Here is a 23,871-nt window from a genome sequence, read left to right as displayed (position 1 = left end):
AAAAACAGGTCGTTATTTGATCGCCCCCAGCAGCAGACCGGAGCGCATGAGCCGACTGAGAAGCACGGCCATGACCATCATCGGAATGATCGCCACCAGGGCGGCGGCGGAGATTGCCCACCATTCGTCGCCGCGCTGGCTGTTCTGGCCGGCAACGAGGATCGGCAGCGTCTGCCATCTCGAATTGGTCAGGAACAGCGCGAAAAGGAACTCGTTCCACACGAAGGCAAGCGTGATCATGAATGTCGCGATCAACCCCGGCTTCGACATCGGCAGCACGATGCCGAAGAAGATGCGCCATGTGGGCACGTTGTCGACCATGGCGGCCTCTTCGACCTCGACCGGCAACGCCTCGAAGAAGTCCCGCATCAGCCAGATGACGATAGGCAGCGAGAAGGCGATGTAGGCAAAGGTCAGGCCGATGTAGCTGTCGACCAGCTTGAAGCCGAGCTTGCCCATCTCGGTGTACATCAGATAGAGCGCGAAGGCGGCGACGATCGGCGGGAACATGCGCTGGCTCACGAACCAGAAGACGATGTCGTTGTTGCCGAGCTCAGGCCCCGGTAACCGGAAGCGGCTGGAGAGCACCGCCAGTGCCAGCGCGGCGATAAAGGCATAGATCAGCGATATCCCTTGCCCGAAGCCGAGCACATTGCGACCAAGCAGGAAGCCGCCGAAGGCGATGACGACGAAGATAAGGGCAGACAGCAGCCGGAAGCGGAAGGTGAAGCGGACCAGCGCATAGGCCGCCATCGCACCAATGCCCGTCGCGAGAACCGATGCCGAAAGGCCGATGATCGTCGAGGCCAGGAACGTGTTGAAGAACTGGCCCCGCTGGCCGGACAAAAGCTCGCGCCATGCCGTCAGGCTCGGCTCGAAATCGACGAAAGGCAGGTAGGTCGGGCCGCCGACCACGGCGATCGGTGTCTTGAACGATGTGATCAGGACCCAATAGAGCGGAAAGAACGTGATGGCGAGCCAGACAAGGCAGCCGCCAAGCGCGATCCATCGCCGTTTTCCCTTGAGAGTGCGCACGCTCATTTGTGCTTCTCCAGATACGGCTTGAGGATGGCGAGATAGACGAGGCCGATCACCGTGATGACGATCAGGAACAGGAACGACAATGCGGAGGTGTAGCCGAGATTGAACTTCTTGAAGCCCTCCTGATAGGCAAAGAGCGTCAGCGTCTCGGTCGAGATCCCAGGTCCACCGCCCGTCATCACGAAGACGGTATCGATAATCTTGTAGCTTTCGATCAGCCGGATGAAGACGACGGCGACGGAGATCGGCAGCAGCATCGGAAAGGTAATGTCGCGGAACTGTTGCCAGGGCGTGGCATTCTCCAACGCGGCCGCCTCGTAAACATCATCTGGCAGTGTCTGCAACCCGGCCAGCAGCATCAGAATGACAAACGGTGTCCATTGCCAGACTTCGACGGCGATGATCGAGCCGAGCGCCCAGCTCGTCTGCGTCAGGAACGGCAGATTGGGAAAGCCCAGAGCGCTCATCAGTTCGTTGAGCGGACCCATTGTCGGGTTAAGCACCTGTCGGGCAATCAGCGCCACGGCGACGGGCGCAACCAGCATCGGCAGGAGAAAGCTGACGCGAAAGAGGCCCTCGCCCGGCACCCGGGAATTGAGCGCAAGCGCCACGGAAAGGCCGATCACATATTGCAGGCCGACGGAGATGAAGGCGATCAACGTCGTCGTCCCGGCCACGTGCCAGAAGCGTGGATTCTGCAAAAGATCCGCATAATTGCCGAAGCCGACGAAACGCGCCGGCATTGGCGGCACCAGACGCATGCTCATGAAGCTTGTGGTCAGCGAATAGACCAGAGGAAAGATGGAAATCACCAGAACGATGATCAGGGCCGGCCAGATGAAGAAGTGCTTGATCGGGTCGTTGCGCGTCGTCATGCGGCCGCCCCTTGCGCCAGGAGAGCCTCGATCTCCGCAAGCGTCGGCATGGCAGGGGCCGTGCCGCGACGGGTGACCGAGATCCCGGCGGTAGCACAGCCGAACCGCGCGGCATCCGCTGGCGCGAGCCCCCGCGCCAAGGCTGCTGAAAACCCGCCGACGAAAGCATCGCCCGCGCCGGTCGTGTCGATAACCGGGCCGCTTGCCATCGCCGGGACGAATACGGACTGGCTCTGATTGTGGAGAAGAACGCCTCTTTCGCCGAGGGTGATCAGCGCTGACTTTGCGCCCTTCTTCAGAAGCGCGTCACCCGCCCGCCGCGCATCGTCTGCCGTGGCAAGAGAAAATCCCACCAGCGCCGCCGCTTCGGTCTCGTTCGGCACGATGTAATCGCAAAGCGGATAGATCGCATCCGGGAAGGGCTCTGCCGGCGCCGGGTTGAAGACGGTGACCACGCCTGCCGCATGTGCGATTTCCAATGCTCGCTGGGCGGCGGCCGCCGGCTGCTCAAGTTGCGTCACGAAGATGCGCGATGCTTCGATCGTATCCCGCGCTGCCTCGACATCGTCGATGCCGATCGAGCCGGCTGCACCGGGATAGACGATGATGGCGTTCTCGCCATTCTGATCGTTGACGTAGATGAAGGCCGCGCCGGTCGGCAGGTCGTCCATCTGGACGATCTTCGGCGTCACGCCCGCCTCGGCATAGGTGCGAAGCGCCATATCTCCGAAGGTATCGCGTCCGATTTTCGAGATGAAGGACACCGGACTGCCCGCACGTGCCGCCGCGACCGCCTGGTTCGATCCCTTGCCGCCGGGCCCGACCGAGAAGCCGCTTCCGGTAATGGTTTCGCCGACAACCGGCATGCGCCGCGCCAGATAGGCCGTATCGGCCACGAAGATCCCGAGGATCGAAACACCAACCTTCATTCCTGCCTCCCCTGGTCACGCCGCTGCCAAAGGCGAAGCGGCGATCCAAGATAAATTTCACGCGTTCAAGATGTTATGACGACCAGCTCACAGAGCCGATGCGCAGGCTAACGTTTGTCAGCTAGGCATTTTCAGGCGGAATGACGCCCTTGGTGAAAAGGAAGCAGCCATAAAAGCGCGTTTCTCCGGTGGTAATGACGCAATAGGCCTTCTTGGCTTCTTCATAGAAGGCGAAGCGTTCGATGCCGTACATCGGCGCGGGCTTGCCCTCGGCACGATCGATTTCGGCCTGGACTTCCTGCTGCACGCCAGGAATTTCGGTCGGCGCACCCATGATCTCCATGCGGCCTGCCGATGGCTGCAGCGGCGTGTCGAGAGGAAGCACCGACAGAACCGCCTTCACGGCGCGCGCTGCAGAGACATTGTCGATCCGCAAAAGTTTGCCGAGTGTGGTCTGCCTGGCAATCGCATCGGACGGGAAATTGGTATCGGAAATGACCAGCGTGTCGCCGTGCCCCATGGAGCGAAGCGCGTGCAAAACATCGGCGTTGAGTGCCGGGTCCAGATTCTTCAGCATAGACAACCCTCCTCCAGACGCCGGCTCGCATGCTTTCGAGTGGCGCGAAACTCGGTGACGCGCTGTCGGCGCCACCTCTCCCAAATCTACCCTTGCAATGTTGCAGTCGCTGCATTCCCGGGCCGGCTCCCCCCGCCCCGGGATCTGGATTCCTTACTCCCCGTAAGGGATCCAGATGTTCTTCACGTCCGTCGCGCGACGCAGATAGGCTTGCCCTTCTGCTGCGAAGCGATCGAACCAATCGGTCGCCTTGCCATAGTCGACGAAGGTCCGCTTCAAATTGCCAGCCGAGAGCTTCTCGACCACGGTGGAAAGCTCCTGCGTGCCGAAGGCCCAGAGCGCATCGACGTCGTTGTGGCTTGCCAGCGTCTTTGCCAGTTCCATCGCCGAACCGGTGACGATGTTGACGACACCTGCCGGAACGTCGGACGTTTCGAGGATCGAATAGAAGTCGGTGGCTGCCAGCGGATGCTGTTCGCTCGGTACCGCGACGACGCGGTTGCCGGTGGCAATCAACGGCGCCACCAGGCTGATGAAGCCGAGCAGCGGCGCTTCCGTCGGGCAGATGACGCCGACGACGCCGATCGATTCGGGCATCGCGAGTGCGACGCCGCGCAACGGCGGCTGATGGACCACGCCTTCGTACTTGTCAGCCCAGGCGCCGTAGCTGAAAAGCCTGGATATCGACGCCTCGACCTCGGCCTTCGCACCGGCTGCCGATACGCCGGTCATCGCGGAAATGCGGTTGGCAAACTCATCGGCCCGGCCGCTAAGGTTCTCGGCGATGTAGTAGAGGATCTGCGCCCGATTGTGCGATGTCGCCGACGCCCAGCCGGAAGCCGCATGCGCAGCAACCACGGCGTTGCGGATATCCTTGCGGTTGCCCTCTCCCACTTCACCGATGACCTTGCCCTTGGGCGAAAGCACGGCACGCGAATAGTTGCCGTCAGGGCGCGCTTGCTTGCCGCCGATGAAAAGCTTCGCCGTGCGATCGAGCGACGGAGCGGCGAAATCGCCGGTGGCCTGCTTCAAGACCGGTTCTGCTGGCGCTGCGCGCAGCTTGCGACCCGCCCACGCCTTGGGCTTCAGATACTCGTAGCAGCCTTCGCGGCCGCCCTCGCGGCCGAAGCCGGATTCGCGCTTGCCGCCGAAACCAGCCGCAGCATCGAACAGATTGGTGGCATTCACCCAGACGACGCCCGCCGCGAGCTTGGCGGCAACGTTGAGCGCCAGACCGATCGTTTCGCTCCACACGCTTGCCGCCAGACCGTAGCGGGAATGGTTGGCGAGCTGGATCGCCTCTTCCGGTGTGCGGAAGGTCATCGACACGGCGACGGGACCAAAGATCTCCTCCGTTGCGACGATCGACGTCGGCTGCACATTGGTGAGCAAGGTCGGCGGGTAGAAGCTGCCGCCCTTGGGCAGCTCGATCTTCGGCTGGTGGAGCTTGGCGCCTTCGGCCACGCCCTTGGCGACCAGGCTCTCGATGCGCTGCAATTGAACCGGTGCGACGATCGCCGCCATGTCGATTGCCTTGTCGAGTGGATGGCCAACGCGCAGGCTCTGCATGCGCCGCGTCAGGCGTTCGTAGAAGAGAGGTGCCACACCTTCCTGCACCAGCAGCCGCGAGCCGGCGCAGCAGACCTGGCCCTGGTTGAACCAGATCGCGTCGACCACACCTTCGACCGCGCCATCGATGTCGGCATCGTCAAAGACGATGAATGGCGACTTGCCACCGAGTTCGAGTGTCAGCGACTTGCCGGTGCCAGCCGTCTTCTCGCGGATCAGGCGGCCGACTTCGGTCGAGCCGGTAAAGGCGATCTTGTCGATGTCGGAATGCTCGACGATCAGCGCACCGGTTTCGCCTTCGCCGGTCACGACGTTCAGCACGCCCGCCGGCAGGCCGGCGGCAGCGGCGAGCTCTGCGAACAGCAGAGCCGTCAGCGGCGTGAACTCGGCAGGCTTGAGGATGACGGTGTTGCCCAGCGCCAAGGCCGGGGCGACTTTCCAGGCAAGCATCAGGAACGGGAAATTCCACGGGATGACCTGGCCGACGACACCGACCGGCACCTGGTCGGCAAACTCGGTTTCCTGCAGCTGCGCCCAGCCGGCATGGTGATAGAAGTGACGCGCGGCCAGCGGAACGTCGATATCACGCGTTTCGCGGATCGGCTTGCCATTGTCGATCGCCTCGACCACCGCGATCAGGCGCGCATGGCGCTGGATCGTGCGAGCAAGGGCATAGAGGTGGCGGGCGCGGGCATGGCCCGGCAACTTGGCCCAGGAGCCTTGCGCTTTTCGGGCAGCAGCGACGGCGTCATCCACGTCCTTGGCACTGCCAAGCGCCACCTTCGCCAGCAGCGCACCGGTCGCGGGCTCGAAGGTCTCGAACGTCTTGCCGGACGACGGCGCGACAAAAGCACCGTTGATGAAGTGGCCGAACTCACCCTTGTGACGCGCCAGCCATTGGCGGGCCTCGGTGTCGGCTTCCGGTGCGGGACCATAGGACATTTCGTCAAAATACCTTGCGACTGTCATCGGGATCATCCAATCGGGTGTCGGTTGAGGGCCGAGTAGGCGCCGGTCACGTGATGCTCAAGCTGGCGCTCGATGTCGCCGAGCAGGCTCGAGGCACCGATGCGGAACAGATCCGGCTCCAGCCACTCGCGACCGAGTTCGTCCTTCATCAGGAATTGGTAGTTCAGGATATCCTTGGCGGCGGAAATACCGCCCGCAGGCTTGTACCCAACCTTGATGCCGGTGCGTTCCTGATAGGCGCGGATCATGCGCAGCATCACCAAGGTCACCAAAAGAGTGGCGTTGACGCCCTCCTTGCCGGTCGAGGTCTTGATGAAATCGGCGCCTGCCATCATGCAGACGAGCGAGGCACGCGCCACGTTGCGCAGCGTTTTGAGATCGCCGGTCGCCAGGATCGCCTTGACATGCGCATCGCCACAGGCGGCGCGGAAATCGCGCATCTCGTCATAGAGCGCCTGCCAGTTGCCGGTCAGGACATGTTCGCGGGTGATGACGATATCGATTTCCTTGGCACCATCGGCAACCGAAGCCTCGATCTCGCGGAGCTTGACGTCGTGCGGAATGAGGCCTGCGGGAAAGCCGGTGGAAACGGCAGCAACCGGAATGCCCGAACCTTCAAGCGCCTCGACTGCGGTCGAAACGAAACGGTGGTAGACGCAGACGGCGCCGGTCGTGATGTCGCGATTGCCCATGCCAAGCGCATCGAGAATGTCCTGGCGCACCGGCTGGCGCGCCTTGGCGCAGAGTCGCTTGACGCGCTCCGCCGTATCGTCGCCGTTGAGCGTCGTCAGATCGATGCAGGTTACGGCCTTCAAAAGCCATGCGGCCTGCGCGTCCTTCTTCACGGTCCGGCGACCTGGCAGCGTCGCAACGCGCCGCTCGGCGGCCGACAGATTGACGCGCTGGTCGACCACCCAACCGAGATCGAGCTCCGTGCCGTCGTTGCGCGGCCAGTTGTGGCCGGAAGCCACAGGCGCCACGGTTTTCGCGGCCACATTCTTCACAGCAAGGTCTTCCAAGCGATTGCTCCTCGAACTCCCTGACATCGCAGCACGATACCACGGCTGTTATCCGCGTCGGCGGCGATTCTCATTTTGTTATTTTTCTATCGTATTTTTGTTAGCATTCCATCAGATGTGGAATGTGTCAAGCGCCACGATCGCGTTTCGATGGAATCCTACCATTTTCCTGGCGAAGCGTCAGATCGCCGGAAAGACTGCGTCGCCGTCTTCGGTGATCACCGAGCGAAAGACGTTCATCGGCGCAAAGAACGCCGGTTTCAGCTTGCCGATCTTGCTCAGGTCGACAACGAGATGGCTTTCGCGCGCAAGCGAGATCACCTTCTGCTTCACCGCCACCTCGTGAAAATGCACACAGGTTGCGCCACGCCCCGGGTCTACCCCCGCAGCCGAAAGAAATGCGACATTGATCCCGAGTGAATCGAGCGTTTCGAGCCCCGAATTTCCCGAAAACGACGCCGAGGCCGGATGATAAACACCACCGAGCATGACGATGCGCACATTGGGCTTCCGCGTCAGCCTATCCGCGACATTGAGCGAGTAACATACTGCAGTGATTGAATAATTATCCGGAATGAGATCGACGAGGTATTCGAGAGTCGTACCGCAATCGATGAAGATGGTTTCGTCCGGACGGATGTGTTGGGCTGCATGGACACAGGCTTCGCGCTTTGCCGCTGCATGACTGTCGGCTTCGCGCGCCAACTCATACGGCATATCGCCATCCATCTCGCCCGCCGGCACGATGTGGCCGCCGAGGAAAGTGAATTGCCCCGGATTGTCGGCGACGTCCCGCCGAACGGTCATCTCGGAGACCCCGAGTAAGGCTGCGGCATCGCGCAGATGAAGAACGCGACGGCCCGACAGCGCGTCGGCGAGTTGAATGATGCGGGATGTCTTGCGGCTGGCCATGATCGTTCCGTGTGTCCGGTCGTCCGAGCCAATGCATTGTATGCTGAAAGGGTCGAACAATATTTGTGACAATTATCACAAATGGTCGCTATTAGGCAAGTAACTTCACACGACCCGGCGAAAGCGGACGACGGAAGTCGCATCGCAAGCCTCCGTCGTCCATATCTTCAAATTGAGAACGCAAAGGGCGGCAGATCCATTGCTCGCCGCCGCAACTCGTCCGGCTAATTGCCGATCGGCGCTGTCCTTACAGCCAGCCAGGCAGCCGTGGCGGGATCGAGCACCCCTTGCATGGTCTTGGCAACGCGCCAATGATAGGCGTCGATCCACTGCCTTTCGGTTTCGCTCATGAGCTTGATATCTGCGAGCCGGAGATCGATCGGCACCAGCGTCAGGCTGCGAAAGCTCATGAAACCGTCGCCATCGTCGATTACTTCCACCTGGTTCTCGATGCGGATGCCGTATTCTCCGGCCTTGTAGTAGCCGGGCTCGATGGTCGTCACCATGCCCGGCCGCAATTCAACCTCGTTGACGCGGCGGTCGAAGCGTTGGGGCTGCTCATGCACCGACAGGAAATGACCAACGCCGTGACCGGTGCCGTGATCGTAGTCCAGTCCGAGATCCCAAAGCGGACGGCGTGCAAAGGCGTCGAGTTGATGGCCGTAGGTGCCTTTCGGAAATTTGAGCGAGACCATGGAAATCAGCCCCTTGAGGACTGCGGTATAGGCGCGGCGGATGTCATCACGGACAGGCCCGATCGCTGTCGTGCGCGTCGCATCCGTGGTTCCGGTGAAGTACTGCCCCCCGGAATCGAGCAGATAGATGCCATGAGAGGTGATCGGCGCATCGCTCTTCGTGGTCGCCGCATAATGGCACATGGCAGCGTGGCCACCGGCAGCCGAGATCGAGCGGAAGCTCGGCTCGACGAAGGTTGCCTCCATCCGGCGGAAGGCGAGGATGCGATCCTCCGCCTCCAGTTCGGTTATAGGCCGCCCTTCCTCCTCCCGTGCGGACGCGTTGGCCTCCAGCCAGGCGAAGAACCTGATCCACGCGGCGCCATCATGGCGATGGCAATCGCGAAAGCCCTGGAGTTCAACGGGGTTCTTCAGCATCTTGGCGAGGGTGATCGGGCTGCGCAAAAGGCGGACGTTGCCGCCGGCCTCGCGTGTCGCATGGGCAACCGCCGATGGAGCAAAGCCGGGATCGACGAGCGCCACCCGCCCGGCGGTCGCCGTACGAACCCTGTCGAGCAACAGGTCAGGCTCGGACATCGCAACACCTTCGAGCTCGAAGTCCGTGAGATCGTTCGGCAGCTTGCGGTGATCGACCAGCCATTCGACCCGGCCCTCCCTGTCGGCGATCATGAAGGACTGCGGCATCGGGTTGAATGCCACATCCCGGCCGCGAACATTCAGGAACCAGGCGATATTGTCGGGCTGCGCCTCGATCAGGACATCGGCGCCCTGCTCCGCCAACATCTGGCCGATGCGGCGCTTCTTGTCGGCGACGCTTTCGCCGGCATACTCACGCGACAGCGCGATCACATTGCCAAGCGGCCGTTCAGGCTGGTCCGACCAGATCGCGTCGACGAGATCGTCGGTCACGGCAACCCATTCGGCACCGGCAACAGCAACGGATTGGCCGCAATCGATGTCCCAGGTGGGCGGCAACAGCATGGAATTGAAACCGACGCGTTCGCCCTTGCGCAGGTTCTTCCGCAGCCAGTCCTTCAGCGGTGCATCGTAGAAATGCTCGATGGCGAAGCAGTCGACGTCGATCTCTTCGCGCACCTGCACCTGATAGCGACCATCGACAAAGATGGCGGCCCGGTCGCGCATGACAATTGCGACGCCGGCCGATCCGGTGAAGCCGGTCACGAAGGCGAGCCTGTTGTCATGGGGCGCACAATATTCGCCCTGATGTTCGTCGAACCGGGGGATGACGTAGCCGTCGAGCCCCTGCTCGTCGAGTTTGCGCCGCAGGGCCGCGATCCGGCTGGAGGCGCTCGGCGTGTCTTTCGATGTCATATGGTCTTTTCCTATTCGATAATGGTCTTCACGCGCCGCCGATCGTCTCGGCGAAGTGACAGGCAGTCATGCCGTGGCCGACCGGCCGCAGCGCCGGCTTTTCCTTGCGGCAACGCTCCGCGGCATGCGGGCAGCGGACGTGGAAAGGGCAGCCAGGCGGAATGTCGAGCGGGCTCGGCAATTCGCCGGAGAGCGCCGGCGCCCTGCGTCGCGCCGTCGGATCGAGCGAAGGGGCTGCGGCCAACAACGCTTGCGAATAGGGGTGCATCGGCCTGGAAAAGAGCGCCTCCGACGGGCCGATCTCGACGATAGCACCGAGATAAATCACCGCGACACGATGGGAGACGTGGCGCACCAGCCTGAGGTCATGGGCAACGAACAGCACCGTCAGCCCCAGACTGTCCTGCAGCTCCAACAGCAGGTTGACGACCTGCGCCTGGACGGAAACGTCGAGCGCGGACACCAGCTCGTCGGCGACAAGGCAGGTCGGCTCCAGCGAAAGCGCCCGCGCGATACCGATACGCTGTCGCTGGCCGCCGGAGAACTCGTGCGGATACTTGTCCGCGGCGCCATCGGGCAGCCGCACCAGATCAAGCAACTCGTCGACGCGGCGATCGATGCCGGCGCCTTCGCGCATGCGGTGAACCGTGATCGCTTCCCGGAGCGTGTCGCGCACCGTCATGCGCGGATTGAGCGACGTATAGGGATCCTGGAACATCATCTGGACGCGCTTGTTGTAGCCGCGTCGCCTTGCGCCCTTGAGGTCGATGACACTTTCGCCTTCGAAGCGGATATCGCCCGACGTCGGCCGGTTGAGGCCGGCTATGCAGCGCGCGAGCGTCGACTTGCCGCAACCGGACTCACCGACAATCCCCAGCGTTTCGGCCGGCATTACGTCGAGGTCGACGCCGTTCAGGGCCGAGACGACCTGACGCGGCCGGCCGGCCAACGTGTCCGACAGCGAACGGCGCTTTTCAAAGCGCATGAAGAGATCGCGGATCGAAAGCAGCGGCGTGGCCGCCTGATGGATCGATTGGCTCATTGCGCCGCCTCCCGCGCGCTGAAATGGATGAGGGCTTGCTCGCGGTGATGGCAGGCGACCTGACGGTTTTGCCCGGCAGTGCCGAGGTTCGGCCGGACATCGCGGCATTCCGGCCCGGCGACGGGACAGCGCGCCGTAAATGCGCAACCGGCCGGCAAGGCGTTGAGCGACGGCGGCGCACCAGGGATCGAATAGAGCAGCGTGCGCGGCGCGACGTCGCGCGGGATCGAGCGCAGAAGCCCGAGCGAATAGGGATGCCGGGCATCACCGATGACGTCGGCCGTCGGTCCCGTCTCGCAGAGACGGCCTCCATACATCACCGCCACCCGGTCGCAGGTCTCGGCTACCACGCCCATGTCGTGGGTAACGAGGATCACCGCCATGCCGAGGTCGCGGCTAAGCGCCTGGATAAGCCGCAGGATCTGGTCCTGTATGGTCACATCGAGCGCCGTCGTCGGCTCGTCGGCGAGCAGCAGTTGCGGGTTGGAGGCAAGGGCAATCGCGATCATCACCCGTTGCCGCATGCCGCCGGAAAACTCGTGCGGATAATCACCGAGCCGATCGCGCGCCGCAGGAATGCCGACCATGTCGAGCAGTTCGACAGCACGTGCCTTCCTTGCTTTCGCATCCAGATCCGTATGGGCGGCAAGGTTCTCCGATATCTGCAAACCAACGGTCAGGAGCGGGTTCAGCGACGACATCGGCTCCTGAAAGATCATCGCGATCTCGCGTCCGCGCACCCGTCGCAGCGCCGCCTCGTCGAGCGGCACCAGATCCCTGCCCTTCCAGAGGATCTCGCCTTTGACGCGCCCCCTTGGCCTGACGATGCCGAGGATCGACCGAAGGGTGATGCTCTTGCCGGATCCGGATTCGCCGACAAGCCCGAGGATCTCGCCCGCCTTCACCTGAAACGAAACATCGTCGACGGCAACCAGCGGGCGCTCCGCCAGGCCGAACTCGGTGCGTAGCCGCCTGACGTCCAGAACCGCTTCTTTTTCAACGGGGTTCATGTCAGCGTCCTTTCGGTCGGAGCAGATCGGCAAGCGCGTCGCCGACCAGACTGAAGCCGAGGCCGGTGAGCACGATGGCAATGCCCGGCATCAGGCTCATCCACCACGCAGTCAGCAGGAAGTTGCGCCCTTCGGCGATCAACACGCCCCATTCGGCAGCCGGCGGCTGCGCGCCGAGGCCGAGATAGCCGAGCGACGAGCCGAGGAGGATGGCAAGTGCCATGTCCGTCATCCAGTAGACGATGATCGGCGAGATCGCGTTGGGAAGGAGGTGCCGGAAGATGATGCGCCGGTCGGAATAGCCGAGCACGCGGCCGGCTGCGGCATAGTCGTTGGATTTCTGCGCCATGATCTCGGCCCGGGTCAGACGGGCATAGTAGACCCAGTTCACCGCCGTGATCGCCACATACATATTGACGAGGCCAGGCCCGAGCACCGCCACGATGGCGATGACCAGCACCAGGAAGGGAAAAGTGATGATCGCATCGACACAGCGGCCGAAGATGGTGTCGGCGATACCGCCGTAATAGCCAACGAAGGCCCCAACCGTGACCCCGATCAGCAACGCGAAGATCGTGGCGAAGAAGGCCATCTGCATGTCGACGCGATAGGCCCAGATGACGCGCGAAAGCACGTCGCGGCCGAAATTGTCGGTGCCGAAGGGATGGGCAAGGCTCGGCCCCTGCTGGATGGCACTGAGGTCGAAGGCAAGCGGATCATAGGGAGCCAGCAACTGCGGGAACAGCGCCAGCGCGATCGACAACGCGAGGATGGCGAAACCGATGACGAAGGACGGCCGCGAGAAGGCCCGGCCAAGGAAGGCATAGACCCGGCTCGCCTTGCGGCTGGGATATTGCAGGACGATGCTCATGATTGACGAAGCCTCGGATCGAGCCAGGACTGCACGATGTCCGTCAGCAGGAAGACGACGGAGACGAGCACGGCGAAGGTAAGGGTCAGCCCCTGGATCAGCGGATAGTCCCGCGCGAAGATCGCCTCCAGCATCAGCCGTCCGACGCCCGGAACGGCAAAGACCGTTTCGGTGACCAGCGTTCCGCTCATCAGGTTGCCGATGGAAAGGCCGAGCAGCGTCACGGTCGAGACCAGGGCGTTGCGCAGCACATGCCGCGTCATGACGATGCGCGGCGAAAGTCCCTTGGCACGGGCGAACTGCACGTAGTCGGCATCGAGCACCTCGATCAGCGAGGCCCTGAGATTGCGCAGGATGATGGCCGAGGTGTAGAGCGCGACGCTGAGCGCCGGCAGCATCAGATGGTGAAGATTGTCGAGGAAACTCGTCCCGTAACCGCCGACAGGAAACCAGCGCAGCTGGGCTGCCAGCACCGTCAGCAGCACGAGGCCAATGTAAAAGACCGGCATCGACAGCCCCACCTGGAAGACGCTACGGATGGTAACGTCAAGGGCGCTGTTGACCCGTGCGGCGGCAAGAAACGCCAGCGGACCCGCAAGACAGATCGCTAACAGCACCGAGTAAAGCGCCAGGAAGATCGTGGTCGGCAACCGTGTGAGGATGATCTCCGTGACCGGTGCCTTCAGCATGATCGAACGGCCGAGATCGCCGGTCAGCGTGTTCTTGACGAAAACCAGAAACTGGATCGGTAGCGGCTGGTCTAGACCGAGGTTGTGGCGGATTTGCTCGAGCTGCGCGTCCGTTGCCTTGGCCTCGGCCATGGCAATCGCCGGATCCCCGGGCAGCAAGCGAACAAGCAGGAAAATGAAGATCATGACCAGAAGAAAGGTCGGGATAATCTGCAGCAACCGAGCCATTAGGTAGGAAAGCGAGGGCATGGATTGAACCTTGTGAACGATGTCGGACGGCCTTCACCGCCCGACATCCTGAATTCAGGCAGTCGTCACTTGGCCCGCCAGGCCTCGGAGAAGTCATTCGCACCGAGAGGCGTCTGCACATAGCCTTCGACCGACTTCGAGACTGCGACAGCGAAGGGCGTTTCGAACAGGAAGAGCAGCGGCGCGCCGTCCGCATAGATCTCCTGCATCTTCTTGTATTCGTCCTTACGCTTGGCCGGATCGACCTCAACGTTGGACTGCTCGAACAGCGCGTTGAACTCTTCGTTGTTCCAGCCGGTGCCAACGGCCTGACGCTGCTTGTAGTAACCGAGCCAGCCGGTCACCTGCGCCGGATCGTTGACGTCGTTCGCCCAGCCATAGGTATGGATATCGAAGTCGCCGGAGCGGTTCTTCTCGCCGCGGGTGGGATTGTCGACCTGCTCGACCTTGAGGTTGACGCCGAGCGGCGACCACATCTGCTGGAGAGCGGTGAACAGCGTCGCATCATCGGCGCTGCCGGCAAGCGTGGTAAACGTCACCTCGAAGCCGCCGCCAAGACCGGCCTCCTCAAGCAATTGCTTGGCCTTTTCCGGATTGTAGGGGTAGAGCGGCTCCGGGCCATAGTGAAGCTGGGTGGCGGCCGACATGAGCGACGTCATCGGCTTGCCGGTGTCGAAGGTGACGAGCTTGATCAGCACATTCTTGTCGGTGGCGTAGTTCAGCGCCTGGCGCACCTTGGCGTCGGCAAGCGGGTTCTTGGAGCCGTCCTTACGGGTCTCGCGCGTATTGATCGGCGCATAGACGATGCGGGTCGACGGAAAGAGTTCCATCTTCAGCGCCGGATCGGCACCGAGCTCACCCACACGGGCGAAGGGAATGAATTCCGCCGCATCGACTTCGCCGGCCTGAAGCTTGAGAATGCGGGTGGCATCGTCAGGAATGATGACGAAATCGACCTGGTCAAGATAGGGCAGCGGCTTGCCGTCCGTGCCGGGGCGCCAGTAATTGGGATTGCGCTCGAAGGTCATGCTTGAGCCCTGCACCCGGCTCTTCATGGTGAAGGGGCCCGAGGTCACCGGGCCTGCCTCGAAGAAGGCGCGCGCCTTTTCTTGATCGTTGGCGCCAGCCGCCTTCTCGAAGGCCGCCTTGGGCATGATGCCGGTGTTGAACGTTGCAAGAATAGAGACGATGGTCGGGTCCAGGTTCTTGAGCGTCAGCGTCACCTGGTTGCCATCGGCGGAAACCTTGTCGACGGCACCAAGCAGGCCGGCCCAGGGGCCAAGCTCGGGATTGCGGGCCCGGTCGAGCGAGAAGACCACATCGGCGCCCGTCAAAGCAGAGCCGTCGGAGAATTTTAGTCCATCGCGCAGCTTGAGCTTGATCGAAAGCCCGTCTGCGGCAACGTCGTAGCCCTCAGCCAATCCGGGCACGATCGAGCCGTCAGGGCCGTTGCGCAGCAGAGTTTCGTAGAGACCGGCAACCATCCAGAGATCAGGATTGCGATCGGCGTAGACCGGGTCGATGACGGTGGAATCGTCGTAGCGCGCAAAAGTCATGGCGCCGCCACGCTCGATGGCGAGCGCCGATGTGGCCGCAGCCAGCCCAAGTGCGGCACCCAGTAAGATCGGCAACAAACGTTTCATCTCTCACTCCTCCTGTTTGATCGCCCGGCCATTGCCGGAACATGCCTCCGGCTAATTGGATATTGGATCCAATTTTTTCGAACGTTTTTCTTTGCGTCCGGATTGTCGCGAAGGCATTCTTGTTGTTCCCCTTTATAAGCCGGCCAGCAGCGGAGCTTGCATAGTCGACTTTAGTCGGACTAAAGTACAACAACAGACGCGAGTCAAGCGGAAAGAAAATCATGCCTCTCGATACCGATGAGGCGCCAGTAGCAGATGCCGGCGCCCCTTTTACCGACATGCCCGCGGCCGCAACGATCGGCCAGATGCTGCGGGCCCGCCGCAAGGAAATCGGCAAGACGATGAAGCAGGTCGCGCGCGAAGCCGGGCTGACCGAGGGCTTCATCAGCCAGATCGAACGCGGCATTTCCACACCGTCGCTGATCTCGCTCTACAATGTCGCCAATGCGCTCGGCACCAGCGTCGACACGTTCCTGTCGCAGCCGCCGCAGCACGCCCATTCCATGGTGTCGCATGCCGGCGAACGCCGCGGCTACAATGTCGAGACGAAGGAGCGGGTCTATGAGCTGCTTGAACGCGGCTTTCCGGGCGCGCAGCTCAACGGCTGCATAACCCATATGCCGGTCGGCTACGCGTCCGAACTGACCAGCCACGAAGGCGAGGATTTCCTCTATCTGATCGAGGGGGAAATGCTCTACGAGATCGACGGCAAGGAATATGTGTTGAAGGCTGGCGACACCCTCCACTTCCCCTCATCCTTGCCGCATCGCGCCCGCAACATCGGCGCGGGGCCGGCCCGCGAACTCTGGGTCGGCACCACGCGCATCATTGCTGAATAGATGTCAGCTGGCCTACTGCTTGCGCGGCCAGGTATCGGCAAGCCGGTAGCCTGATGGCCACGGATCGGCGGGATCCAGCATCACTTGATGCGTGCCGGTGACCCAGGCACGCCCGGAGATTTCCGGGATGATGGCCGGGCGACCGCCGACCGTCGCATCTGCCACGATGCGGCAATCGAACGTCGAATCGATGATCGAGTGGCCGACAAAACGCTGCCCCACCTTCATCTGCCCGCGCGCGTGCAGCACCGCCATGCGCGCCGAGCAGCCGGTGCCGGTTGGCGAACGGTCAAGCTTGGCCGGCTGGATCACCACAGTGTTGCGGCCATGCAGGACGCCGTCGCGTTCCTCGACCGGCAGCGTCAGCTGGCAGAACGAGATATGCGCCCATTCCGGGTTTTCCGGATGCGTGAAGCCGAGTTGCTCGTTGGCCGCGCGGGTGATCTTGATGCCGGTTTCGGCCAGTTCGCGCGCTTCGTCCGGCGTCACTGAAAAACCGAGTGTGCGCGCATCGGTGATCACGAAGCTGTCGCCGCCATAGGCGGTGTCGACCGTGAGCGTGCCGAGCCCCTCAACCTCGATCTTCGCGTCGAGCTTGCCGGCAAAGGAAGGAACGTTGGTGACGGTGATGCGCTCTGCCTTGCCGTTGCGGCAGGTGGCGACGACATCGACCAATCCGCCAGGCGCCTCCAGCACCATTCTCGTCTCGGGCTCCTGCATCGGCACGATGCCGCTGTCGAGCAGCACGGTCGAAACGCAGATCGAGTTGGAACCGGACATCGGCGGGGTGTCCTCCGGTTCCATGATGATGAAGCCCATGGTCGCGCGCGGATCCTTCGGTGGCACCAGCAGGTTGATGTGGCGGAAGACGCCGCCGCGTGGCTCGTTGAGCACGAAATTGCGCAGAGTCTGATCCTCGGCAATGAAGCGTCGCTGCTCCCACAGCGTCTTGCCCGGCGGTGGCGCCACGCCGCCGACGATAACATCGCCGACTTCGCCTTCCGCATGGCAGGAAACAATATGAATGACCTTGCTGCTGCGCATTTTTCGCCTCCACGCGATGCATGCGGACCGCATCCACATGCCTATGCCTTGATATCTATACATCGACGCGCGGGAGAAGGGATCTCCCGCGGTGACTGAAGAGCCGCCACCGCCGACGCGCCAACAGTCATAGAAATATTGGATCCAATATACAATGTGAAATATACGAAATTTTCGCGGTTGCCTCGGCCTCTGTTGCCCGGCCGCAGGAATGGACCTATGACCGGAAGGACGGCAGGCCCCGCAGTGCCATAGCCAGAGACACAAGCCACCGGGAATTGGACGCGATGAAACTCGATGCCGTTGATATCAGGCAAGCCGCTTCCGCCGCCGATATCGTCTACGAGGCATTGCGCAAGGCGATCATCGAAGGCGCGCTCGCCGAAGGGGAGAACCTGCGGCAGGACCAGATCGCGCAGATGTTCAACACCAGCCGTATCCCGGTACGAGAAGCGCTGTCGCGCCTTGAACAGCACGGGTTGATTACCACGCAGCGCTACAAGGGCGCCGTCGTCGCCGGTCTTTCCATCGAGGAGATCGAGGAGATCTTCGAGTTTCGCGCCCTGCTCGAAGCCGAGGTCATCCGGCTCGCCGTTCCCAATCTGGATCGAAAGACGCTCGACCTTGCCCGCAGGCACTGTGACGAGTTTGGCAAAGAATCCGATTCGGCCAAGTGGGGCGAAACCAACCGTAATTTCCACTACAGCCTCTATGAGGCCGCGCGCCGGCCCTACTACCTACAGATCGTGCGCGCCTCGCTCGACCGCATCGATCGCTATCTGCGCGCCCAGCTGACGTTGACGGACGGCATGAAGCGCGCGGCGCGCGAGCATGAGGCGATCTTCGACGCCTGTGCCAAGGGGGATGCCGATCTGGCCTCCGCGCTGACGCGCGATCATATCCTCGACGCCGGACGTTCGCTCGTCGTTTTCCTGAGGGAACAGCGAGGTTAAGCGCCTCCTCGAAGGGTCGCAGCCATCTGGGAACGAGTTGTTCTTTTCTGCGCAAATCGTCTTTCAACTCTTGGACGTCCAAGGTTGACAAGGCGTCCCGAACCTTGAAAAGGTGAAGCTCTATCGAGACCGGTTGCGTTGGGAGGACTTGATGTCTGTGCGCGCGTTTTTCGGCCTTTCCACTCTCCTTGTTTCTGTTCTGACCGCTGGATATCCAGCTTTTTCGGCCGAGACGGGTCGCCAGGTCGAGATCACTCAGGACGCTGACTACTTCGGCTTCGATCTGCGGACCGAGCAGAATGTTTCCCTGGAGCAGTGCGAGACCGCCTGCATCGCGGATCAATCCTGCCGTGCATTCACCTACAATCCCAAGGTGAAATGGTGCTTCCTGAAATCCGACTTCAACCACCTGAACGACTTTGCGGGCGCCATCGCCGGCAAGGTCGTGCAGGCACAGGCCGTGCAGCCTGATCTTGGCGCACCACCACGTCTCTCCTTCCTCTCCGACCAGATCCTGCAGGATGCGCGCGACGCCAAGGCGAACCTTGCACTTGCCGACGACCAGCAGGGCTTTGGCGTCAACGGCCTGATCGAATCGGCGCGTGTTCTGGCGTCGTCGGGGACGATCGACGCCGCGTTGAAGGCATTCCAGGGCGCGCTTGCGATCACTCCCGACGACAGTGAACTGTGGCTCGAGACGGCACGCACGGCAAACCGGATTACCGGCAATACCGATGTGGCGACGCAGGCCGCTCTTGCGGCAATCAACGGCTATCAGTTGACCCGCACCGCCGAAAGCCGCGCCCATGCACTGGCAGTTCTCGCCAAGGCGCTGGAAAATTCCGAGAATTTCCGCGGCTCGCTCAATGCCTACAAGGCCAGCCTTGAGCTGGTGCAATCGAAGACGGTCGAGACCGCCTATCTCGACCTGAAAGAGCGCAAGCGCTTCCGCGTCATTGAAAACACCGTCGACGCCGACAGCGCCTCACCGAGCGCCTGCGTGCAGTTCTCCGAGCAATTGCTGAAGAGCGGCGCCGACTATGCCTCGTTCGTCACGGTCGATGGCGCTGCCGCAAAGGCGGTGGAGGCCAAGGGCGACCAGATCTGCGTCGAGGGTCTGTCGCATGGCCAGCGCTACAAGCTGACGCTGCGCACCGGCCTGCCCTCGTCGGTCGACGAGGTGCTGGAAGCACCGGTTACGCTTGAGGTCTACGTCAAGGATCGCGGCCAGGTCGTGCGCTTTACCGGCGACAGCTTCGTGCTGCCGTCGACGGCACGTCGCGGCATCCCGATCGTTTCCGTCAACACCGACAGCGCCAAGCTCAAGCTCTATCGGATCGGTGACCGCAGCCTGGCGCAGGTGCTGCAGAATTCGCAATTCCTGACGCAGATCGACGGTTACAGCGCCCAGCGCATTCAGGACGAAAGCGGCGAACTGGTCTGGGAAGGATCGCTCTCCATCGAGAGCGTGCTCAACAAGGAAGTGGTCACCAGCTTCCCTGTCGATGAAGCCTTGCCGAAGCGCAAGGCCGGCGTCTACGTGCTGACGGCTGCGTCCGAAACCGGCATCAGCCAGGACTGGGATGCCCGTGCCACCCAATGGTTCGTCGTCTCCGACATCGGCGTATCGACCTACGCAGGCACCGATGGGCTGAATGTCTTTGCCCGGTCGCTCGCGACCGCCAAGCCGATCGAGGGCGTCGAGCTGCAGCTCGTCGCCAAGAACAACGAGATCCTCGGAACGGCGACGACCGACGGAGACGGCCGTGCCACCTTTACCGCCGGCCTCATCCGCGGCACGGCCGCGCTGACCCCGGCGGTGATCACCGCCAGGAACGGTGAAGACGATTTCGTCTTCCTCGACATGACCCGGGCCGGCTTCGACCTGTCGGATCGCGGCGTGACCGGCCGCGCCGCCCCCGGCGCGATCGACATTCTCGCCTGGACCGAACGCGGCATCTACCGCGTCGGCGAAACGGTGCATGCGGCAGCGCTCGCCCGTGACGTCAACGGCGAGGCGATCGAGAACCTGCCGCTCACTTTCGTGTTCTTGCGCCCCGATGGCGTCGAATACCGCCGGATGATCAGCGATGGCGGCAAACTCGGCGGTCACACGCTTGACCTTGATGTTCAGGAAAACGCCATGCGCGGCACCTGGACGATGCAGATCTTCACCGACCCCAAGGCCTCGCCCATCGGCGAGAAGCAGTTCCTGGTGGACGATTTCGTGCCGGATCGTACCGAGTTCGATCTGACGAGCGAAGCCAAGGAAATCGCCATCGGCGAACCGGTACAGGTCGCCGTCGACGGCCGCTATCTCTATGGCGCACCGGCCGCCGGGCTTGAGCTTGAGGGCGAAGTGGTTCTGAAGCCGACGCGCGAAAATGCTGCCTTCAAGGGGTATTTCTTCGGCCTTGCCGACGAAGAGGCGAGCGAGGACGCGCGCCTGCCGCTCGAAGAGCTCGTACCCCTCGATGAAGAGGGCAAATCGACGTTCGACGTCGCGCTCGCCGAAGTCCCGTCCACGACACAACTCATCAATGCCAACGTCACCGTCCGCATGCGCGAGGCCGGAGGCCGTGCCATCGAACGCTCGCTGACGCTGCCGGTAAAGCCGGAAGGGCCCGTCATCGGCATCAAGCCGGAATTTTCGGGCGACCTTCAGGAGAACTCGGTCGGCAAGTTCCGCGTGATTGCCATCGACCCCGATGGCAGCAAGGCCGCCATGCCGGGCGCGCTCTGGAAGCTCATCAGCGTCGAGCGCAACTATCAATGGTACCGCGACGGTACCGCCTGGAAGTATGAACCCGTTGTCACCACCAAGCAGGTGGCGAACGGCACTATCGATGTGACTGCCGATGGCGGCGAGATCTCAGTACCCGTCGGCTGGGGGCGCTACCGTCTCGAAGTTGAGACCGCCGCCCTCGATGGGCCGACGTCAAGCGTCGAGTTCGATGCCGGCTGGTATGTCGCCTCGACATCGACAGAGACGCCCGATGGTCTCGAGATCGCTCTCGACAAGGAAAACTACTCCGTCGGCGAGACTGCCAAGCTCAAGGTTTCTCCGCGCTTTGCCGGCGAACTGCTGGTGACCGTCGGAACGGAAGACCTGGTGACGACGAAGAGCGCGACGATTGCCGCCGAAGGCGGTGAGGTCGATCTACCCGTTACCGCCGAATGGGGCGCCGGCGCCTATGTGACCGCGACGCTCTACCGCCCCGGTGACGCGCAGGAAAGCCGCATGCCGATGCGCGCGATCGGCATCAAGTGGCTGACCGTCGATCCGGCCGAGCGCAAGCTCGCCGTCACCCTCGAAGCGCCCGAAAAGACCGAGCCGCGCAAGCCGCTCGATATCAGCCTGCAGGTGGCAGGCGCCGGCGCAAATGAGGAAGCCTATGTCACGATCGCCGCGGTCGACGTCGGCATCCTGAACCTCACCCGTTACGAAGCGCCGGATCCGGCCGCCTGGTATTTCGGTCAGCGTCAGCTGGGTCTCGAAATGCGCGATCTTTACGGTCGGCTGATTGACGGCTCGCTTGGCGCGACCGGCAAGTTGCGCACTGGCGGCGATGGCGGCCAGGTGGCACTGCAGGGAAGCCCTCCAACCGAAAAGCTCGTGGCCTTCTTCGAAGGCCCGGTGAAGCTTGATACCGACGGCAAGGCGACCGTCAGTTTCGACATCCCGCAGTTCAACGGCACCGCACGTATCATGAGCGTCGCCTGGACGAAGTCCGGCGTCGGCCATGCGGTGCGCGACGTCGTCATCCGCGATCCCATTGTGGTGACCGCGAGCCTGCCGCGGTTCCTGGCACCCGGAGACCGTGCCGAACTCAGGCTCGATATCGCCAACACCGATGCGCCAGCGGGCGACTACCAGGTCCAGTTGACGACCAACGGGCCGGTCACCGTCGAACAGGCTGGTCCAAGCGAAACGGTCCGCCTCGATGCTGGCGGCAAGTCGGTCCTGACGCTGCCGCTGGTCGGCCAGTACCCGGGCGACGGCCAGGTCACGGTCCAGCTCACCGGCGCTTCCGGGCTATCCCTCGAACAGGCGCTCAACATTCCTGTGCGCCCGGCGACCTTGCCGGTGACCCAACGGCAGGTGGTCAATTTGGCGGCGGGCAGCAGCCTGACGATCGACGGCCAACTGCTGGCCGATAGCGTGCTGCAGGGCGCCTCGGTGTCGCTCAGCGTCACCCGCTCGGCCGCCTTCGACATTCCCGCCATCCTGATGTCGCTCGACCGCTATCCCTATGGCTGCGCCGAGCAGACGACGAGCCGCGCGCTGCCGCTGCTCTACATGAGCGAACTTGCCAAGCAGTCGGGCCTTGCCGATGACGACGAAGTGACGAAGCGGGTGCAGGAGGCGATCTATCGCGTGCTCTCCTACCAGTCGTCATCAGGCAGCTTTGGCCTGTGGGGCCCGGGTTACGGTGACCTCTGGCTCGATGCCTATGTCACCGACTTCCTGACGCGCGCACGCGAACAGAAATACGACGTGCCCGAGGCAGCGATGGTGCAGGCTCTCGAGAACCTGCAAAACGGCCTGGGCTACGACACCAACGTCAAGGATCGCGGCAACGAGATCGCCTATTCGCTCTATGTGCTGGCGCGTAATCGCAAGGCTGCGGTCAATGACATCCGCTATTACGCCAACACGTTGATCAACGATTTCCCGACGCCGCTCGCCAAGGCACACGTCGCAGCAGCCCTCGCGCTCTATGGCGATGCCCAGCGGTCGCAGGAGATCTTTGCGTCGTCCGCCAACATGTCGACGGGCCTCGTCAATGTCAGCCTGTCGCGGTCCGACTATGGCTCTTCGCTTCGCGACGATGCGGCAGTCTTGGCGCTGGCCGCCGAAAGCCGCCCGGTTCCGCCGATCATCCCGGAACTGTCGAAGATCGTCGCACGGCAATGGGAGCAGAAGAAATACACCAGCACACAGGAACAGGCCTGGATGTTGCTGGCCGCACGCGCCGTTCAGGGCGGTGACGAAGACATGCTGCTGGACGTGAACGGCGCTTCGAAGAACGGCGCTTACGCCGCGCGGATCACCGGCGACGCCCTGCTGTCACACCCGGTCGTGATCAAGAACGAAGGTGCTGACGCCGTCTCTGCCGTGGTGACCACGGTTGCGGCCCCGGCTCAGCCACTGTCGGCCGGCGGCGATGGTTTTGCCATCGAACGCACCTACTACACGCTTGACGGCGCCGAAGCCAATGTGAGCCAGGCAAGGCAAAACGAGCGGTATGTCGTGGTGCTGAAAGTGACCGAAACCAATGACTGGCCGTCGCGGGTTCTCGTGTCGGATCTGCTGCCGGCAGGCTTCCAGATCGACAATCCGAGCCTGGTCGACAGCGCCCAGTTGAGCAACTTCGAATGGCTCGGTGAGATCACCGCGACCCACACGGAGTTCCGCAACGACCGGTTCGTCGCCGCCTTCGACCGGACCTCAGGAGACAGCCGCGAGCTGACGCTCGCCTATGTCGTGCGCGCCGTGAACCCTGGTGTCTACGATCATCCGGCTGCAAGCGTCGAAGACATGTACCGGCCGCAGTTCTCGGCCCGCACCGCGACCGGGCGCATGGAGGTCTTGGCAGCGCGATAGGCCAA

At 62.6% G+C, this 23,871-nt stretch carries 17 protein-coding genes; 3 read left to right on the top strand and 14 right to left on the bottom strand.

All coding sequences use genetic code 11. The features are described 5' to 3' along the window. Nucleotides 1-12: 12 nt before the first annotated feature. The 13 genes from AC07UR_RS28270 to AC07UR_RS28210 form a co-directional block, all read right to left on the bottom strand. On the bottom strand, nt 13-1,041 hold the full coding sequence (locus tag AC07UR_RS28270) for a carbohydrate ABC transporter permease (RefSeq protein WP_209789991.1): 1,029 nt from the start codon (nt 1,039-1,041) through the stop codon (nt 13-15). Beyond that, a complete protein-coding gene (locus tag AC07UR_RS28265) occupies nt 1,038-1,916 on the bottom strand; it encodes a carbohydrate ABC transporter permease (RefSeq protein WP_209789992.1) in 879 nt (292 codons plus the stop codon). The genes AC07UR_RS28270 and AC07UR_RS28265 overlap by 4 nt, the downstream gene beginning before the upstream one ends. Continuing rightward, on the bottom strand, nt 1,913-2,845 hold the full coding sequence (rbsK, locus tag AC07UR_RS28260; protein ID WP_173423030.1) for a ribokinase: 933 nt from the start codon (nt 2,843-2,845) through the stop codon (nt 1,913-1,915). Before rbsK ends, AC07UR_RS28265 begins: the two co-directional genes overlap by 4 nt. Nucleotides 2,846-2,966: 121 nt before the next feature. Beyond that, entirely contained in the window at nt 2,967-3,422 is a 456-nt protein-coding gene (locus AC07UR_RS28255; RefSeq protein ID WP_176355784.1) for an RbsD/FucU family protein, read from the bottom strand. Nucleotides 3,423-3,575: 153 nt separating this feature from the next. Further along, entirely contained in the window at nt 3,576-5,960 is a 2,385-nt protein-coding gene (locus AC07UR_RS28250) for an aldehyde dehydrogenase family protein (RefSeq protein WP_209789993.1), read from the bottom strand. A gap of 5 nt (nt 5,961-5,965) precedes the next feature. After that, nucleotides 5,966-6,979 (bottom strand): deoxyribose-phosphate aldolase, encoded by a 1,014-nt coding sequence (deoC, locus tag AC07UR_RS28245; protein WP_173423033.1) that lies wholly within the window; start codon nt 6,977-6,979, stop codon nt 5,966-5,968. 180 nt (nt 6,980-7,159) lie between these two features. Next, nucleotides 7,160-7,891 (bottom strand): DeoR family transcriptional regulator, encoded by a 732-nt coding sequence (locus AC07UR_RS28240; RefSeq protein WP_209789994.1) that lies wholly within the window; start codon nt 7,889-7,891, stop codon nt 7,160-7,162. A 224-nt stretch (nt 7,892-8,115) separates the two neighbouring features. Next, nucleotides 8,116-9,918: an aminopeptidase P family protein gene (locus AC07UR_RS28235; protein WP_209789995.1), complete on the bottom strand. Its 1,803-nt coding sequence runs from the start codon at nt 9,916-9,918 to the stop codon at nt 8,116-8,118. A gap of 28 nt (nt 9,919-9,946) precedes the next feature. Continuing rightward, nucleotides 9,947-10,960 (bottom strand): ABC transporter ATP-binding protein, encoded by a 1,014-nt coding sequence (locus AC07UR_RS28230; RefSeq protein WP_209789996.1) that lies wholly within the window; start codon nt 10,958-10,960, stop codon nt 9,947-9,949. Continuing rightward, nucleotides 10,957-11,970 (bottom strand): ABC transporter ATP-binding protein, encoded by a 1,014-nt coding sequence (locus tag AC07UR_RS28225; RefSeq protein WP_209789997.1) that lies wholly within the window; start codon nt 11,968-11,970, stop codon nt 10,957-10,959. The genes AC07UR_RS28230 and AC07UR_RS28225 overlap by 4 nt, the downstream gene beginning before the upstream one ends. A 1-nt stretch (nt 11,971) precedes the next feature. After that, nucleotides 11,972-12,841, bottom strand: coding sequence for an ABC transporter permease (locus AC07UR_RS28220; protein ID WP_209789998.1), 870 nt, complete (start codon nt 12,839-12,841; stop codon nt 11,972-11,974). Next, nucleotides 12,838-13,779, bottom strand: coding sequence for an ABC transporter permease (locus tag AC07UR_RS28215; RefSeq protein WP_209789999.1), 942 nt, complete (start codon nt 13,777-13,779; stop codon nt 12,838-12,840). Before AC07UR_RS28215 ends, AC07UR_RS28220 begins: the two co-directional genes overlap by 4 nt. Before the next feature lie 65 nt (nt 13,780-13,844). Further along, complete coding sequence (locus AC07UR_RS28210) at nt 13,845-15,422, bottom strand: ABC transporter substrate-binding protein (protein WP_234941761.1); 1,578 nt, start codon at nt 15,420-15,422, stop codon at nt 13,845-13,847. A gap of 221 nt (nt 15,423-15,643) precedes the next feature. Here AC07UR_RS28210 and AC07UR_RS28205 point away from each other — a divergent pair, with 221 nt between their 5' ends. Next, nucleotides 15,644-16,261: a helix-turn-helix domain-containing protein gene (locus AC07UR_RS28205; RefSeq protein ID WP_209790000.1), complete on the top strand. Its 618-nt coding sequence runs from the start codon at nt 15,644-15,646 to the stop codon at nt 16,259-16,261. Nucleotides 16,262-16,273: 12 nt separating this feature from the next. Here AC07UR_RS28205 and AC07UR_RS28200 read toward each other — a convergent pair whose 3' ends face one another. After that, complete coding sequence (locus AC07UR_RS28200; protein ID WP_173423042.1) at nt 16,274-17,305, bottom strand: trans-3-hydroxy-L-proline dehydratase; 1,032 nt, start codon at nt 17,303-17,305, stop codon at nt 16,274-16,276. A gap of 287 nt (nt 17,306-17,592) precedes the next feature. Here AC07UR_RS28200 and AC07UR_RS28195 point away from each other — a divergent pair, with 287 nt between their 5' ends. Continuing rightward, nucleotides 17,593-18,258 carry a GntR family transcriptional regulator gene (locus tag AC07UR_RS28195; RefSeq protein WP_173423043.1) on the top strand — a complete coding sequence of 222 codons (666 nt, stop codon included), beginning with the start codon at nt 17,593-17,595 and terminating at the stop codon, nt 18,256-18,258. A 151-nt stretch (nt 18,259-18,409) separates the two neighbouring features. Further along, complete coding sequence (locus AC07UR_RS28190; protein WP_234941762.1) at nt 18,410-23,866, top strand: MG2 domain-containing protein; 5,457 nt, start codon at nt 18,410-18,412, stop codon at nt 23,864-23,866. The last annotated feature ends 5 nt before the right edge of the window (nt 23,867-23,871 follow it).

It is taken from the genome of Ensifer sp. GW821-FHT05G01 (assembly GCF_059419585.1).
This window is presented reverse-complemented; position numbering and strand designations above follow the sequence as displayed.